Origin of the sequence: Ignisphaera sp. (assembly GCA_038735125.1) — an archaeon.
Lineage (GTDB): Archaea > Thermoproteota > Thermoprotei_A > Sulfolobales > Ignisphaeraceae > Ignisphaera.
This window is the reverse complement of record JAVYNU010000001.1, coordinates 138,792-155,700: the sequence shown is the minus strand read 5'-3', so window position 1 is coordinate 155,700 and position 16,909 is coordinate 138,792. Positions and strand designations below refer to the sequence as shown.

Here is a 16,909-nt window from a genome sequence, read left to right as displayed (position 1 = left end):
CGATCATTGCATAGAGGCTCACACCTTGTAAGTTTCATCACCAAGATGGTCGATGAATTCAAAATTTTTGGCAGATCAGAATTATCTTTCAACAGCTATTTTACTTATAAAATAATGGTATAGTGGCGATGGTGCTAGTGGCCTACTTTTAAATTCAGGATGTGCTTGCGTCCCAATGAATAAAGAGTTGCTGTTGAGTTCCATAAACTCTACAATACTTTCATCGTCTAGACTAACACCACTAACTACGAATCCTGCTGTCTCGAGCTTGTCCAAGAACTTTATGTTTACTCCATATCTATGTCTATGTCTCTCCAGGACAACCTCTTTTTTGTATGCCTTATAAACCTTTCTATTCTTATATAATTTTATACTTATAGCTCCAAGTCTCATAGAGCCGCCCAGGGCGTTCACATTTCTTTGTGATGGTAGTAAGTCTATTACTGGATAAGGCGTTGAAGAATCTAGTTCAGTGCTATTTGCATTGGACAATCCAGCAACATGCCTAGCCACCTCTATTACCATAAGCTGAAAGCCAAAGCATATTCCCAATGTCGGTATTCCTCTCTCTCTAAGAAATCTAATGGCTGTTATCTTACCTTCAGCTCCTCTTTTCCCAAAACCTGGCAGTATCACAGCTCCATCAACATTTTCAAGCTCTTTTGATATATCTATTGACCCATTCTCGATATCTGTAGACTCAATCCATTTGAATACTGGTCTAAAACCTTCATATGCAGAGGCATGTTTAATTGCTTCAACAATACTTATGTAGCTGTCCCTAAGTTTTGTATATTTTCCTATCATAGCAATCCTGATGGGTTTTGATGCCTTTGACAATTTGTCTAAGAAGTTTAGCCATGGCGTCAAATCAGGTTCTTTAGGTTCTAACAAGAGTTTGGACGCTAAAATTCTATGGGCGTTCTGACGCATTAAAACTATTGGAACCTCATATATATTATCAACGTCATAATTTGAAATAACAGCCTCAGGAGGGACGTTACCAAACAGGGCTATTTTTGCCTTAGCCTCTTCAGTTAACGGTTTTTCGCATCTAGCAACTATTATATCAGGTTGAATTCCTATTCTCCTCAACTCCTGAACGCTATGTTGAATAGGCTTTGTCTTTTGCTCGCCAGTTGTCTTAAGTGTTGGGACTAGACCAACATGAATAAACGCTACGTTGTTTGCCCCCTCCTCTAACTTCATCTGTCTCGCCGCTTCAAGAAAAGGCAAGCCCTCAATATCTCCCACAGTCCCACCAATCTCCACAAAAACAATATCGGCACTATACTCTCTTCCAGTCTCCTTGATTCTCTGCTTTATCTCATTAGTAACATGTGGAATTATCTGAACAGTTGCTCCCAGATATTCTCCTTTTCTTTCCTTCAATATAACTGAATAATATATTTGACCAGCAGTGATATTATTTTTCTTACTCAAATCTCTATTCAAAAATCTTTCATAATGACCAATGTCAAGGTCTGTCTCCCCTCCATCATCTGTCACAAAGACCTCTCCATGAGCATACGGATTCATGGTTCCAGCATCAACATTTAGATATGGATCTATCTTAATGATCGTCGTGTTATGGCCCATAGATTGAAAGAGCATTGCTAGAGATGCTGTCGTCACACCTTTTCCAACGCTACTCAGTACCCCACCAGTCACAAATACATACTTTGTCATAGGCCTGACACATAGTTTCAAGCTAAAAACAGTTTTTGAGCTTTTTAGAAAGAGAGCGTGGTAACTGAAACTAATGTCTTCAATTCATGTATAGGAAGAACCTTTGCTTCACTAGAAGCAGTAACACAAGTTGTTTGTAAGCTACAAAACTAATGTGTATAGGTAATACAAGGATATTACATATATATTGTAATACTCTCAACAATCTCATGTAATATCTGATTATATCTCCTCCCATCTTATAAGTTCAAAACTTTCAACATATATCTATGGTGCCTTTAGTAAAATGAACTCAACAAGTGTTGTCTTAATTTCAACACTACTCCTAATTATAGCATCCCTCATAATATCACTTAACAATTACATCAGATTTAAGGAGTCAAATCGCAAAGAAGAAGCAATTATGGCTTCAATAGTAGGTGGTGAAAGTAGTTATATTAAAAAGGGGTATGCATATAGTGTTGATGTTGGAGATGCAATGGTTTTTGTTGCTGTTATTGAGAAAAAGCCTAGCAACTCGATATTGAATGTTCTACCCCAAGAAATTCAAGTCAAAGTTAAGGATGTTTTTGAATAAAATTGGCATATAAGCGAATTCAAGTTATTATATTTCATATTCTTTTGGTATATAGGATATCACAACATTCGACATTTTTGATGCATAGCTTTCAATATTGTCTTGAATCAATCTTCTCTCGCTATAGTTTATATGGAACTTCTTCAAAGCCCATCCAATTGAATCTTCGGTTATAACACCCTTTCCTTTACTTGCAGCAATTCTGATTAGTGAATCGAGTTCTGCAGCATTAAACCATTTTGTTCTAGATACAATATCGTTGATAAGTCCATCATTTGCTATCTTAACATTATACATTCTACATAGGTTCAATATTATACTTTCCCTCATTTTTTTGTCGGGATAACCCATGAATATGGCTATATCTAGTCTTCCAGGCCTTATTAATGCAGGATCCATTACTTCTGGTGTATTTGTTGTCATTATGACAAGCGGTCTCTGCCTTTCCTGCAGTATATTAAGCCAAATATTCATTTCAGCTATAAAAGCCTCGTGTATGGCATTGAATCTGCTGACAAGAAAATCTGCATCATCAATTAATACAACTATATCTTTTCTCTTTCTTAGTGAAGAGAATATTGATGAAAGAATTTTTTCTGTCATGCCATACCACATCGATCTATATACACCTGGGTTTATCCTCACAACCTTTTTCCCAAGCGCATTTGCTAGGGCTTCTGCTGTAACGCTTTTACCAACACCTGGAGGACCGACTATTATAATTCCGTGGGGGGCGTAATCAGCATGCACAATTATTGGATCTATAATGAGCGTATGAAGATCTTCTCTAATTCTTTCTGGCAGATCATTGACATTCCATGTTGGTGTACTGATTGGTATGGTTAACGAGGAGTCTTTTCCATAGTCTTCTCTAAGCCTAATTTTTATAACGTTATCTGTATTAAGAGTTAATATAATTGTGTATATGTTACTAAATTGAAGATGTTTTATAAGCTCCCTGTAATGTTTCTTTCCATGCTTGTTAAGAAAACTAATGCTTTTATTCAGTACTACATCAACATCAATATTCTTATTAGATATAATGATAGCTATATTGTTTGAGTTTTGCTTTATGTAATTAAATACATCATTTGCAAGAGTCTGTTTGTATATGACTGATAGAGCTAATATATCATCGTCAATTATCATCGATATTAGCACTAGATCCAAATCCATTAACTTCATCTCAGATACTATATGCAGAACCAATTGTTTGAAATTTACTGCTATAGATTTTAGAGCCCGCTGATAATTCTCCTTATCCTTGAAAACTATTAGTTTTTTTTGAGTACCCCTATATAGAATTGATACAATCTTTGTTGCAAGAGCTAATGTTGTCTCATCGCCATCACCGAGAATAGTCTGGGCAATCACAAACCCTGCCAGATCATTTGGCAGTAATTTGTCCATAGCTTCAACTACTGCTCTTGCCCCTCTTCTAATATTATTGCTCATCAGCTCCATACAAAAACAGCCACATTCAAAAACTATGTTGCAGAATCTTAAAAATCTTAGAGTTAGCTTTTCGACTTTCTGGTGTTCCTTTCAAAAATAATCTTATCATCTTTAACAATCTTAATAATTCTATGAAGTGGTATTGCATGCTCTTCTCTTAGTGCATCTGTTACGTAGATATAACTATTATCCACTCTAGTAACTTTAGATAAAGATATTCTCTTAAATCCTGAAACCTCAACTCTATCAACTATAATAATGTAATATTTGCTAACATCTTTTTCGCTCCATAAAATTTTATTAACAACATCTTTTATCTTCAAATGTCATCTCCTTAAGATAAATATACATAAATCCAGTTGAATAGATAAAATATTTTCATTAAATTATTATCGATAGATAAAATCTCTATAAGATATATTATTAAAACTGTTTTAGTTTGATAATATGACTTTGATTTAAAGCAATTTAAGCTAGGCTTCAAACAAAGCTATGTATAGAAACTGGTGTAGAAATTGTTTAGATACAGATTGTTAAGAATAGACGTGTCAAGTAGTAAGTGGTCTTTGCATGAATATAATCTTGGAGATGTTTTAGGTCCAATAGACGTTGCCCTAAAGATTCATGAAGAGATGTCTACATGGAGCAAAGACGTTTTAGATCCAAGCAACGCTGTTATTATAGGAACTGGCCCCTTTGCTGGAAGCAAGTTGTTTGGTACTCACAGAATTGTTGCTGTATTTAGAAGCCCCGAAAGCAAAACAATACATGTATCTGAAATGGGTGGAGCTGGCTATAGATTCATTGGATGCGGGGTTAATGCTATATCTATCGAGGGTAAAAGTGATGAACCCGCTATCATATTTGTTAAAGGAGATGAAAAAGGGGTTGCAGAGGTAAACATAAGAAAAATTCCATTGAGTAAATTAGAAGAGATATACAAGGGATATGATGGCTATATAGGTGCCTATGCCCTAGAGAAATATCTTATAGACACCTTCTGGGATGAGATATCATCTATGAAGGCAAGGCCAATAGTTGTTGGGCCAGCAGCCTTCAAAACTGTCTATGGAGCTATGGTCTCAATTGATGTAGACTTTATTAAAAAGAGATTTGTAGAGGGTGCTGAGGAATTTGCTGCCAGAGGTGGTGGAGGATCAGTTTTAGCACAGGCACACAATGTTGTGGCTATTGTTGCAGGAGGATCTTATAAACCGCAATTACCTAAGCAACTGACAGAGGTTACCGAGCTCTATTCAACGATGAAGGCGCTACTGGCAAAAGATTTTATACAGTCTGTTAATGAGGCTACGGTCAAATATCGATATGATTCGAGCATAGGTGCAGGAGGAACATTTGGTGTGAATTATCCGCATTACAGAGAGTTGCTACCTCTATTCAACTTTAACAGTATTTATCTTCACAAATCTGTGAGAAAGAAGCTTGTCGACCTCATCCTCGAAAACTTCTGGAAACCAGTGAAGACAGAGTCCTTTGACCTGGCAAAGACTTGGGCCACATGTGGAGAGCCGTGCCCAGTCTCATGCAAGAAGATATGGAGAGGAAAGAAACTAGACTATGAACCAACAAATGCCCTAGGGCCATCCATAGGAGTATTCAGGATTGAGTTAACAAGGAATTTGGTTGACTTGGCAGATCAGCTAGGCTTTGATGCCATTGGTATAGGGCATGTGGTTGCATGGCTACTAGAAGCTGTCTACAAAGGTCTTTTAAAGCCGGAGGAGGTGGGCCTCGATAGAAAGCCTAATATGGATCCAATGCTTATGAACATAGATGAATGGACGGTAAATGCATACCTAGCTGAAAAGATTTTGAGAGGGTTAGTAGAGGGTTCAACAGATGTTTTGAAGATTGTTGCAAAGGGTGTTAGATTTGCATGCAAGCAACTAGATATGATGTTTAGTGATAGGGTAAAGAGAATTGGGCTTAGATTCGAGGATCTCGTAGCCTATCAGCCATATGGTGAGAACGGGTATATGACGCCAAACTATTACTGGACACCTGGCTTTCTCTTGCCACTAGCTGTAACAGGGAAATATTGGACAAACTATACATCAACATTTACAGAGCCTGAAGAATTTGCCAAAGTTGTAGCTACAAGAGCTGTAAAAGAATTGGAGATCTCAAATGCCGGTTTATGCAGATTTCACAGAGGGTGGGCTGAGAAGGTATTGCCAAAGCTATACGAATTACTAGGTGTGAAGATAGATCTAGACCAGTATAGCAAGATTCTATACCAAAAAATAGCTATGTATGCCACAAAAGCAAGTGCAAAACCGAGGCTTATTGAAGGTGAGAGAGCGAAGGATATTATTGCAACTCTTGCTACAGAATTTAATGTAGAGGAATGGAACAAGAAATTTGCAAGCAACAAAGATGATGCAGTTAGAGAATGGATCTTAAGAGTAGCAAAATCAATAGTAGCGCAACTCGGACTTTCTGAAGATTGGTATAAGGATATTTAAAGCCTTTATAAATATGATTAATTAGCTAACAGGGCTAAAGGGTTAATTCAAGATCTTTTTATCATTTCAAGGCAAAATGTTTTAAATCTGTGTAAAAGAATTAATAAAAATAAGTGGATACGACATTCAGTTACTTGTTGGTGGTGTATTCAATAATGGGAACAGATACTAATGAAAAAGAAGTTGGTGTAGCTAAAGTTAGAAGAGGTATATGGATTGAAGGAGACATTATGTATGTAGCTGGAGAAGAATTTATTGAGAAGGTGGCAAGCGCTTTGGCATCTCTAACGAGGTTGAGAATAATTGGATTGGCTTTCAAGGGGGATATGGGAATAGAGGATCTGGCTGACAAACTAGGTCAAAGCAAAGCTAATATAAGTACACATGTAAAACGATTAGAAGAGGTGAATATTGTTAGAGCTGTCTACTTACCTGGCCATAGAGGTGTGAAGAAGATAGCTAAACCAGCTGTTAAGGAGATAAGAATATTACTATCAGAGCTAGGGGAAGAGGTTGAGGAGAGAATCAAAGAAGCACCCTTACCTCCTGAAGAGGTTGAAGGAGAATTCAAAGAATGATACACTACCTAAAATGCAAACATGTCATATCCTTTTTAGCATATGTAGTTATCCGGCAACAAAGCTCTGAATATCTGACCTGTTTTAGGGCTCTTGAAAAGACCTATTTTAATTATTTTTCCTGTATGGTTTCTAATCACATAGACCTTTTCAGGTATTAGTATAACCTCTAAATGAGATGTTGGATCTTTAACTTTTACCTGTAGCGAGCATGGCATAGCTCTTCAACCTTATAAGGCTCATACAAATCTGAATGTATTTGTGGTGTATATAAGCTTTAATTCCTTTTAATATTGAATTATTCATGGGCAAAGTAAATGAGCAGTTTAAGAGCTTTTATAGCAGTAGAGATAGAGAGCCCAGATACTTTAAATAATATTGTTAGGTGGAAAAAGCAGTTAGAGACTCTTGGAATAGATGCAAAGTTTGTTGAGGATGAGAATATACATCTAACAATTAGATTTCTTGGCGAGATATCTGTATCTTCTCTTGAACAAATTAAGGAATTGCTTAATAATATTCCCAAGATGTTTAAACCCTTTGAGATTAAGATTGCTGGCTTTGGTGCATTTCCAAATGTTTATAGACCAAGGGTTCTCTGGGTAGGGATCGTAGAGGGATTTGAGACCCTAGTTAGCATCAGAAAATATATTGATTCAGAAATAGTTAAAAAAGGCTTAAAAGATGTACATAAAGATCAACATGAATTCTCGCCACATATAACAATTGCTAGGTTAAAAAGCTATAGAGGCGTTGAAAAGCTACAGAAATACTTCAATGAGTACAGAGATTATGTCTTCGGAACATCAATCATTACACAAATCAAAATCAAAAGAAGCATTCTTACACCTAGAGGACCCATATACTCTGATATTCACATAGCAAGACTATTGTAGACAAAATGGGATTTCAATAGTGGAGGAAATATTTAACAAAATCCTTGCTCGGATAAAGCCTGACGAGAGAATAAGAAATACTGTGCTCAGAATATATGACGAACTTCAGAGTATTATCCACAAATGCTTTGAACAAAAAGGTCTAGAGCACTTTGAAGTTACACTACAGGGTTCTGTGGCAAAGGATACATTTCTTAGAGATGATGTAGATATAGATATTTTCATATTATTTAATCCAAGTCACTATACAGTTGACTGGATAAACAAGAATTTTGTTGAGGTGGTTTCACAATGCTTGCAGGAAAAAGGGTATAGCATAGTTGTAGAGTATGCCTCTCATCCGTACATTATAACTCATGTTGATGGCTATGAGATAAACATTGTACCCGCATTTAAAATTTCGAAACCAAGTGAAATAATTTCGGCAGTCGATAGAACACCATTTCATACTGAATACGTCAAGGCAAAATTGTGTGAGGAATGCAAAGATGAGGTTAGGCTCCTAAAATATTTTCTCAAAGTGTGGAATATGTATGGAGCAGAAATAAAGACACGAGGATTCTCCGGCTATTTAACAGAGTTGTTAATAATAAAATACGGTTCTTTTATCAATACACTGAAAGCATCATTATCATGGAGGGCTTACAAGACGTGTATAGATATAGAGGGCTATTACGTTGATGAGAAAGAATGTAGAAATAGATTTAGAAACGATGTTTTAGTTATTGTAGACCCTGTTGATGCGAATAGAAATGTTGCATCAGCGCTCTCTCTAAAAAACTTCGCAATGTTTAAACTACTTGCTAGACTTTTTCTAGAGAACCCATCTGAAAACTTTTTTGAGATGAAGATAGATGAGGTATCTGAGGAATATAATCAGAAAATATTAAGGAATAGAATATTTGATGAAGGACTATGTTACATAGCAATAAAATTTGATGTTACCAAGAAAATTCCAGATGTTGTATGGGGGCAAATCAGAAGGATTCATAATTCGATTAGAAATACCCTAAATGAATATGGCTTCAGATGCACATATATTGATTCGTGGGTTGACCCAGCGTTATCCAAGGCCATAACCATTGTAGAACTTTACGAATGTAGAGAATATGAATATCATATTGGACCCCCAGCTTACGATCCGAATGCAGTAGATTTTCTAATAAAGAATAGACATGCTGTAATTGGTCCTTGGATTGACGAAAATGGAAGACTTGTATGTATAAGAAAAAGAAGGAAGAACCCCGAGGACATTGTAAAGGAGGTTTTAGAGCAAATATCTCCTTCATCATTAAGAATAGCTGAAATTACAAGGGTTTTATCAATACACGATGTGAGCATTGATGAAGATAAATCATATATGATGTGGCTCAAAAGATTTTTAGAAAGAAAAATTTTAAATTATTAAATATGATGACAATTAATTAACTAGATGCTATTTTCTTGTAGAAATCATTATATCAATTAGGTCGATACTGTTACGTAATTCCTTACCACATCTTGGACATTTATTACCTATCCTAACCTTTAATTCCGATAATGAAGGAACCCCATAGTAATCTTGGCCTGCTCTCACAAATTTATATAGAGTTTCCCCACAGTTTGCACATTTATATACAACAGGCATTTTAATCAAGCCTCTTTGTGCAAAAGTATTGGTATGATGAATATTTGAACTATTACTATGGTAATACCACAAAGGCTCCTAGTAATACATTAAATGGGGGTTTACTGGCCTTGCTCGGAAATTATTAATCAAAAACTTTTTAAGTATATAATTATAAAAAGTTGTTTTACCATTTCATTCTTTTCAAACACATTAGTAATTTTAAGTAAATTGGTTTAGTGGGGCCGCCGGGATTTGAACCCGGGACCACCAGCGATCTGGGATACGGGGACTGCTCCCCAGGCTGGCATCCTAGCCAGGCTAGACGACGGCCCCTACGGTACACATTTTACTTTTAAGAAATAGTTTTTGGGGTTTTAATAAGCTATATAGCTAAATCTTTATGACCTTTATCTCATTAGCATCTTCACATTTTTCCATCTCACGTTTCCACAGTATTGAAGGTGTCCAAGCAATCCATGCTGGAACCTTCTTAACAAATTCGTATGCTTCTGTCCATCCATCCAAACCAAGCTCTTCTGCAAGTTTCTCTAGACTCATTTCAGTTCGCACGTAGACATTCAAAACTTTTATAACCTTCTCATCAAGCTCTATTTCTTTTTCCCCAACTTTAATAACATATTTTCTACAAACAGACATTCCTTACTACCTTATATCTATATGCTGAGCTCATGTATGTTTACTTGAAAATTTGTTGTGCGGGATTATAAGCTTTGTGCGATTATCATGCTATCATCATTTGTTAGGCCGTTGTATTTTAAAGCTATATGACAGGTGCGTAGCAACCATCTTTTGCTTCGTATATCAAACCCTCTCTTCTCATTCTTATTAACACTTCTTCAACGAGTTTATCCTCGATGTCCTCTTCCCTAGCTTTTGCAACTATGGCCTTCACTTTTGCACATCCCTCCTCTTTTGCGAGAGCCCTTATTATATTTTCTATAATCAGCATCTTCTCTCTTTGTGATTTTGGTTTGCCAGTCATAATAACATCAATATCTATTTCGCCACTTTCAACATCGATACCAACACTTTCTAACATGCTCTTCATGAGCCTTATTGCTTCTGCTGCATCCTCTTCTGTAACAACTGGTTTAAGAGCCATTTTTGCATGCGCCTCAGCTAAACGTATTAAAGCCTCTAGTTGTCTAGCTGTTATTGATATAGGTGAATCTGGTGTTTCTAGGCTCTTCCTTCTCATTTCTACAAAGAATTCTTCAAGCATTTTTCTAGCTTCTTCACTTAGAACAGGCCTTACATATTTTCTTGCGTAGGCAATATACTTTCTAATAATCTCAACATCTAGTAATGGTTTTACCATATCTTCTGCAGCATGCACCTCTGCTATGTGCCTAGCAAGCCTAGCATCTCTTTCAGCATTTGGCACATCTCTTATGACAAATATTAAATCAAATCTTGATAGTATTGTTGGAGGCAGGTTAACATTTTCCGCAATCGACCTATTTATTAGATATCTGCCATATCTTGGGTTCCCAGCTGCCAAAACAGATGTTCTTGCATTTAATCTGGCCACTATACCGGCTTTCGCTATTGATATTGTTTGCTGCTCCATGGCCTCATGAATAGCCACTCTATCTTCTTCCCTCATCTTATCAATTTCGTCTATGCATGCGATTCCCCCGTCAGCTAGAACGAGTGCCCCTGCCTCTAAGTAGTATTCGCCAGTTTGTTTATCCCTTACAACAGCAGCTGTTAGACCTGCTGCTGTAGCACCTTTACCTGTTGTGTATATGGCTCTAGGAGCTATGCGTGCAACATACTGAAGTAACTGAGATTTTGCGGTACCTGGATCACCTATCATCAGTACATGGATGTCGCCACGTATTCTTGTGCCATCTGGTAGGGTTTTAGGTATTCCACCAAACAGTAGGAGTGCTATAGCCTCTTTTATATCCCAGAGCCCATAGATTGCAGGTGCTATAGACGCTATGATCTTTCTCCTTATCAAAGGATCTTTTGCGAGCTCTCTTATCTTCTCCTCATCTTCCCTAGTGATCTCTATTTCCTCAAGCATTCTCTGAGACACAATAATATTGTTCGCTTCAATATATGCATCGTACAAGCTTTTCGCTTTTTTACCTCCAGATCCCCTAAGTTTTAGAATGCCAACGACAACGACTCTATCACCAGGTCTCGTAACATCAACTAGATTATCAAATACATCAACCTCTATAGATCTAGGCATTCTACCTGCTGGTATCTCCTCTGGTTTCTCTTGTATTGCCAGTCTTTGAAAGTCTCTAAACCTAGACTTTTCTTCAAGAAGTTTCCAATTGCCAGTTGATCTATGGCAATAGGGGCACTGAACAGGTTTTTCAATAGCATCTCCGACAACAGGCACTATAACCTCATTACCACAATCATGCTGGAAAACAGCCTCAACAATTTTTTGCTTCGGAGGCGACGCCCTCACAACTATGCCTTCAACAGCAATTAGATTGTTTATTAAATTACTTCTTATATCACGTATTTTAAATGTTATCGGCAAGTTCTTGAATCGCGGCACAATCTCATATATCTTATCAAGATACTCTGGGGCCTCGTATGCAACAATACTTTTTAGTACCTCAGAGAATCTTTTTATGGCATTTTCAGGATCCTTTACTATCTTCTCCGCGAGCCTTGGATTATAGCTCATAATGTCGCTGAAGTCTATCTCTACATCATATCTGTTTTCAAGAATCATTCTTCTAATGAGTTCTCTATACTTCGCCTTTCCCTCAACTTTATAGCTTCTTATAAACTCCTCAATTACATGGGCGATATCAAATACCATAGCTGTTGTGGTGTCTGGGATCTGTTCGCTCATATTAAATCACCTAATTAAAGCATATTTCTTTAGCCATGTTAACATTATTTTTTGTATAAGCATTGAAAGAAGCTTCTCTTCAATGGTAAGCGATTTTGATATTGTATCAAGGCCTTGGAATTGTATTGCTCTTACTATGTATGATAGTCTCATATTCGAAATTTCATTGAAGTCCTCCTTAACCCTATCAATAATCCTCAACAACTCTATATCAGTTTCTTTCTTAGCTTTTTCTCCAAGTTTATTTATTGTAGCAATAGTATTTATATAGAAGAAGTCATCTAGCTTATTTAGTGTCACTCTTTGTTGTGTATGGGAAAACCTTATTTTAGTTAGTTCTTGGGGACTATAGGGCTTCTCAAGTATTTCAACAAACCCCTTTTCCTCAAGAATTTGAGCAATCCATCTAGGAATCTTTTCCTCAGATCCTTTTTGCAGTGCAGATCCAAGCAGTGGGTTGTAGGGAACACTTCTTAGAACCATTACCTTGACTGGCGTTGAATAGTACATTATGTCTAGCAGCGAAAACTCTGTTGCGATGGTTTAGCACCAGTTAGTAACTATATGTGCTTATCTAATTTATAATCTGTTCAGCTTTAGGATTTGCAAAACATGTGAAAATACGTGCCTTGGGTAAGAGACAAAAAGTATTAGTATTCTTAAAGCATTAAAAATAATTTGGTGTGTAGGTGAAGGCTGGTTGAGCACAAAAATTGCTGAACTGCTGTGGGTTGAGAAGTATAGACCAAAGTCATTAAAGGAGATGGTTAATCAAGAAGAAATTGTTAGGAGGCTCATGAAATTTGTTGAAGAGAAGAATATGCCTCATCTACTCTTTGCGGGCCCTCCCGGTACTGGAAAGACCACTGCAGCTTTGGCTCTAGCTCACGATTTGTATGGAGAGGATTGGAGAAGATACGTCTTAGAACTTAATGCAAGCGATGAAAGAGGGATTACTGTTATAAGAAGCAAAGTCAAGGAATTTGCGAGAAGCAAGGTGACAGGCGAGGTGCCATTCAAGATTGTCATACTTGATGAGGCTGATAACATGACTGCTGATGCTCAGCAGGCTTTGAGGAGAATTATGGAGATGTATGTAGAGACAACGCGTTTCATATTAATAGCAAACTATGCAAGTAAAATAATTGATCCGATACAATCACGATGTGCATCGTTTAGATTTATACAACTTAAAAAAGACGATGTTGTAGGTAGACTAAAGTGGATATGCGCGCAAGAGAATGTGATGTGCCATGATGATGGCTTAGAAGCTGTGTATGAGATTAGCGGAGGTGATTTAAGAAAAGCGATAAACATCCTACAAGCAGCGGCAACTCTAGGCGAGGTCACAATAGCCAATGTTTATAAAGTTGTTGGACTAGCCCATCCAAAAGAGATAAGAGAAATTCTGAATTTAGCTCTATCAGGTAAATTTATTGAGGCTAGAGACAAGTTGAGGGAACTCATGGTGACATACGGTCTCAGTGGGGTAGATGTTTTGAAGCAGATGCATAGAGAGCTTTTTTCAGCTGATCTGAAGATACCTGAAGATGTAAGGGTTATGATAGCTGATTACATAGGCGAAATACACTTTAGAATTGTTGAGGGAGCTGACGACGAAATACAGTTGACAGCTTTGCTTGCTAGACTTAGCTTACTTGGGAGAAGGTAGATGAGGAAATCACAGGGTTGAAGAGTTTGTCTCAAGAAAGAGATAGAATACCTTGGATCATAAAGTATAGGCCTAAGAAAGTAGATGATGTTGTTGATCAAGAGGAGGCAAAAGAAAAGATTTTGGAATGGTTTAAGAAATGGCCTAATGTGCAGAAAAAGGCTTTGCTGCTATATGGACCTCCAGGCTGTGGCAAAACATCACTTGTAGAGGCAATAGCAAATGAGTTTGGATATGAGCTTCTTGAAATGAATGCAAGTGATTTTAGAAGAAAAGAGGATATAGAAAGAATTGCAGTTAGATCCTCAACAATACAAAGCCTTTTTAGTTCTGGAAAAAAGAAAATTATACTCTTAGATGAAGTTGATGGAATAGCTGCAAAGGAGGATGCAGGTGCTCTTGATGCTATTAAGCATTTGGTTGAAATAACTAAAGCACCCATCGTAATGACAGCTAATAATCCATGGGATCAAAAACTGAGGCCTTTACGTGAGTTAGCTGAGTTTGTCCAGTTTAGGAAATTGGATAAAAGGGATTTGACTAAGCTTCTTCTGCGAATATGCTCAGCAGAGAATTTGAGATGTGATGAAAAAGCCTTGGAATACATTGTAGAGAGGGCAGAGGGTGATGCAAGGGCAGCTATAAACGATCTTCAAGCTGTTGGTGAAGGCTTTGGAGAAGTGAGTCTTGAAAGAGCCAAGGCTCTGCTTAGACCAAGAGACAAGGAGAGAGATCCATTTGAAACACTTAGAATGATATTTTCTGCAACATATGCTTGGCAAGCGAAAAATGCGTTGAATCAATCCCAGCTGGATTATGAACAGCTGAGGCTCTGGCTCGAAGAAAACATTCCTTTACAATACACTAATTTAAATGATGTAGCAAGGGCATACGAATTTCTGAGCAAGGCTGATGTATATCTTGGAAGAATTGTTAAATCAGGAGACTGGGATCTGCTAACCTATAGCATAGACCTTATGACATCAGGTATAGCCTTAGCTGCTAGGAATAATTCCAAAGACAAATTCAGATGGGTTAAATACAACTTCCCACAAAGAATATTAATGTTATCTAAATTAAAAGAGAGTAGAGATGTAAGAGAGGATCTAGCGAAAATAGTTTCTCAAAACCTTCATATATCGACTTCGACAGCAAAAAGTGATGTAATACCAATACTAAAAGCGATATTCTTGACAAACCCAGACTATGCCGCTAGAATTGCCATTGGTTTGGGGCTATCCGAGAAGATGATTGAGTTACTAGCAGGATCCAATAAGGCAAATATAATGAGTTATTATAGGAAATACAAAGAACTTATGGAGAAAGAAGCCAAGAAGGAGTTAGAGTCCATGGTGTATGATGAGGGGGGCAAACACAAGAAATCAAAACCAAAGCCTGAGGGTAAAAAAGAGAAGAGGGATCTACTATCTTTTTCAAAAAAGAGTTGACAACAGTCAACAGCATTAAATATCATTTATATAAAATATTGAGAATGGTTTTCACATACTCGTTATCTTCATTCAATTTTATCAATCTTACCCTACCCATTTTAATCTCGTTAACCATATCAAAAGATTTCATTAATTCAATACATCGCATAACATAGTTATAGTTGCTGTTAAGTTTTGATATTAGGGATGTTATGTTAATCGTTTTTGCATCTGTTATACTTAGAATTGCTATAATGTTCCATACACATGGCTTTCCAAGTATATCAATCTTCTTTTTGATTTTCTCGGGTAATATTGGGAATCTTTGGAATAATTCCATTGGCTGCAAGTCCCCGTAAGCCAGCAAGGGTATTTATAGTGTTAGCTGTTTGTTTCGCCCTCTACAATTCTCCTATCTATTAATTCATCTAATCTTTTTTCGAAGGGGTCTAGAGGTATAGGCAATGATATTAGTGTTGTTCTTCCTCTTAGACCCTTGCTAGATGTTCTTGCATTTATTATTCCCATGTTCTTCAACGACCTTATATACTCGTAGACTTGGGTATGCTTCCTAGGTTTAACGTTATATAGTTGACACAAATACCTATACTCTTCTTCCACATCACCCATTTTTACATAGGCCTCGCTACTACTCCTCAATTTCCTTACAATAGCTTTTAATACCATTAATTCGTGTAGATGGAGGAATTGAAGATTATCAGATATTTCAACAAGCAGCTCCTCATTTATCTCGCCAATGGCTTTTCTAACATGCTCTATAGTAACTTTTTGCGAGCCTTCGTAATCTGCTGCAATACCTGCTCTTAAAAGTATTTCTATAGCGGCTCTAGCATTTCCTTTTCCTCCCCTGTCATAGCCTTCAGAATCGGCTATAAACTTCAGTATACTATCATCAACTGTATTCTCGTAGAATGCCAAGTCTCTTCTTTGTTTTAGAATATCAAATAGTTCACTTGCTTTATAGGGTTCAAACTTAATTATGTGCTTAGTTATATAACTCTCTGTAGCAGGATCCAAGACCCCTAATACATCAAGGTTCCTTGTAATGAATATGTAGTGGAGTCTCTTCTCAACTTCGGGATATTCATCATATAGTCTCACTAAAAAGTATATCGCATCATTTCCTGCAACACGTACAAAGTAACCAAATTCATCTAGAGCTACAACTGCATACATATCATTCTTCTTCATATGGTTCAGAATAATCAGCATCATTTCCCTTGGTGACAACCCTCTAAATGGTATAGCTAAACTAAAGGCGGCAGCAATACTCTGTACAACGCCATATAAGGTTCTAGCACTATGACAATTCACATGAATATACCTCAACTTGATGTCCTTCTTTTCAGCAATTCTAGTTAGTTCTCTACCAAATACATAGGATGTAACTGTTTTACCAACACCAACATCTCCTACTAGAAGAGCCGTTATTGAAACTGTGCCAGGTGATGTAATAGCAGGTCTAAAAAGCTCTGCAAGCATAGCTAGTTGGTGCTCCCTATGGGGGAGCTGGTCAGGGATGTAAGATCTGTCTAGAACACTTCTATTTTTGAATACTGAGACTCTGTTTATAACACTTTCGACAATGTTATTGATACTCATAATTACTTACACCACTGTCTGATATAATTATTTGACGGGTTGTATA

At 37.0% G+C, this 16,909-nt stretch carries 17 protein-coding genes and 1 tRNA gene; 7 read left to right on the top strand and 11 right to left on the bottom strand.

What is annotated here, in order from left to right; translation table 11 throughout:
• Positions 1–81: 81 nt before the first annotated feature.
• Positions 82–1,689 (bottom strand): CTP synthase, encoded by a 1,608-nt coding sequence (locus QW284_00890; GenBank protein MEM0338232.1) that lies wholly within the window; start codon positions 1,687–1,689, stop codon positions 82–84.
• 286 nt (positions 1,690–1,975) lie between these two features.
• On the opposite strand from QW284_00890, the gene QW284_00885 reads away from it, so the two are divergent.
• Complete coding sequence (locus QW284_00885) at positions 1,976–2,266, top strand: hypothetical protein (protein MEM0338231.1); 291 nt, start codon at positions 1,976–1,978, stop codon at positions 2,264–2,266.
• Positions 2,267–2,293: 27 nt separating this feature from the next.
• Here QW284_00885 and QW284_00880 read toward each other — a convergent pair whose 3' ends face one another.
• A complete protein-coding gene (locus QW284_00880) occupies positions 2,294–3,730 on the bottom strand; it encodes an ATP-binding protein (protein ID MEM0338230.1) in 1,437 nt (478 codons plus the stop codon).
• Between the two features lie 53 nt (positions 3,731–3,783).
• Positions 3,784–4,044, bottom strand: coding sequence for an RNA repair domain-containing protein (locus QW284_00875; protein ID MEM0338229.1), 261 nt, complete (start codon positions 4,042–4,044; stop codon positions 3,784–3,786).
• Between the two features lie 192 nt (positions 4,045–4,236).
• On the opposite strand from QW284_00875, the gene QW284_00870 reads away from it, so the two are divergent.
• Together QW284_00870 and QW284_00865 are read left to right on the top strand one after the other, a co-directional pair.
• A complete protein-coding gene (locus QW284_00870; protein ID MEM0338228.1) occupies positions 4,237–6,207 on the top strand; it encodes an aldehyde ferredoxin oxidoreductase N-terminal domain-containing protein in 1,971 nt (656 codons plus the stop codon).
• A 155-nt stretch (positions 6,208–6,362) separates the two neighbouring features.
• The gene (locus tag QW284_00865) at positions 6,363–6,785 is read left to right on the top strand and encodes an ArsR family transcriptional regulator (protein MEM0338227.1); all 423 of its coding nucleotides are present in this window, start codon (positions 6,363–6,365) and stop codon (positions 6,783–6,785) included.
• Positions 6,786–6,820: 35 nt separating this feature from the next.
• Here QW284_00865 and QW284_00860 read toward each other — a convergent pair whose 3' ends face one another.
• Positions 6,821–7,003 carry a chromatin protein Cren7 gene (locus QW284_00860; GenBank protein ID MEM0338226.1) on the bottom strand — a complete coding sequence of 61 codons (183 nt, stop codon included), beginning with the start codon at positions 7,001–7,003 and terminating at the stop codon, positions 6,821–6,823.
• 99 nt (positions 7,004–7,102) lie between these two features.
• Between QW284_00860 and thpR the strand changes: the two genes are divergently transcribed.
• Positions 7,103–7,681: an RNA 2',3'-cyclic phosphodiesterase gene (thpR, locus tag QW284_00855; protein ID MEM0338225.1), complete on the top strand. Its 579-nt coding sequence runs from the start codon at positions 7,103–7,105 to the stop codon at positions 7,679–7,681.
• A 19-nt stretch (positions 7,682–7,700) separates the two neighbouring features.
• On the top strand, positions 7,701–9,089 hold the full coding sequence (gene cca, locus QW284_00850; protein ID MEM0338224.1) for a CCA tRNA nucleotidyltransferase: 1,389 nt from the start codon (positions 7,701–7,703) through the stop codon (positions 9,087–9,089).
• Between the two features lie 27 nt (positions 9,090–9,116).
• Here cca and QW284_00845 read toward each other — a convergent pair whose 3' ends face one another.
• The 5 genes from QW284_00845 to QW284_00825 all read right to left on the bottom strand — a co-directional run bounded on the left by QW284_00845 (position 9,117) and on the right by QW284_00825 (position 12,648).
• Positions 9,117–9,308 carry a hypothetical protein gene (locus tag QW284_00845; GenBank protein MEM0338223.1) on the bottom strand — a complete coding sequence of 64 codons (192 nt, stop codon included), beginning with the start codon at positions 9,306–9,308 and terminating at the stop codon, positions 9,117–9,119.
• Positions 9,309–9,527: 219 nt separating this feature from the next.
• Positions 9,528–9,623, bottom strand: a tRNA-Pro gene (locus tag QW284_00840).
• 57 nt (positions 9,624–9,680) lie between these two features.
• On the bottom strand, positions 9,681–9,947 hold the full coding sequence (locus tag QW284_00835; protein MEM0338222.1) for a hypothetical protein: 267 nt from the start codon (positions 9,945–9,947) through the stop codon (positions 9,681–9,683).
• 124 nt (positions 9,948–10,071) lie between these two features.
• Entirely contained in the window at positions 10,072–12,138 is a 2,067-nt protein-coding gene (locus QW284_00830) for a minichromosome maintenance protein MCM (protein MEM0338221.1), read from the bottom strand.
• 6 nt (positions 12,139–12,144) lie between these two features.
• The gene (locus tag QW284_00825) at positions 12,145–12,648 is read right to left on the bottom strand and encodes a hypothetical protein (protein ID MEM0338220.1); all 504 of its coding nucleotides are present in this window, start codon (positions 12,646–12,648) and stop codon (positions 12,145–12,147) included.
• Between the two features lie 190 nt (positions 12,649–12,838).
• Here QW284_00825 and QW284_00820 point away from each other — a divergent pair, with 190 nt between their 5' ends.
• Positions 12,839–13,810 carry a replication factor C small subunit gene (locus QW284_00820; GenBank protein ID MEM0338219.1) on the top strand — a complete coding sequence of 324 codons (972 nt, stop codon included), beginning with the start codon at positions 12,839–12,841 and terminating at the stop codon, positions 13,808–13,810.
• 26 nt (positions 13,811–13,836) lie between these two features.
• On the top strand, positions 13,837–15,258 hold the full coding sequence (locus tag QW284_00815; protein MEM0338218.1) for a replication factor C large subunit: 1,422 nt from the start codon (positions 13,837–13,839) through the stop codon (positions 15,256–15,258).
• Between the two features lie 22 nt (positions 15,259–15,280).
• On the opposite strand, the gene QW284_00810 is transcribed toward QW284_00815, so the two are convergent.
• Both QW284_00810 and QW284_00805 read right to left on the bottom strand, forming a co-directional pair.
• Complete coding sequence (locus QW284_00810; protein MEM0338217.1) at positions 15,281–15,580, bottom strand: hypothetical protein; 300 nt, start codon at positions 15,578–15,580, stop codon at positions 15,281–15,283.
• Positions 15,581–15,621: 41 nt separating this feature from the next.
• Positions 15,622–16,863 carry an ORC1-type DNA replication protein gene (locus QW284_00805; protein ID MEM0338216.1) on the bottom strand — a complete coding sequence of 414 codons (1,242 nt, stop codon included), beginning with the start codon at positions 16,861–16,863 and terminating at the stop codon, positions 15,622–15,624.
• Positions 16,864–16,909: the final 46 nt, after the last annotated feature.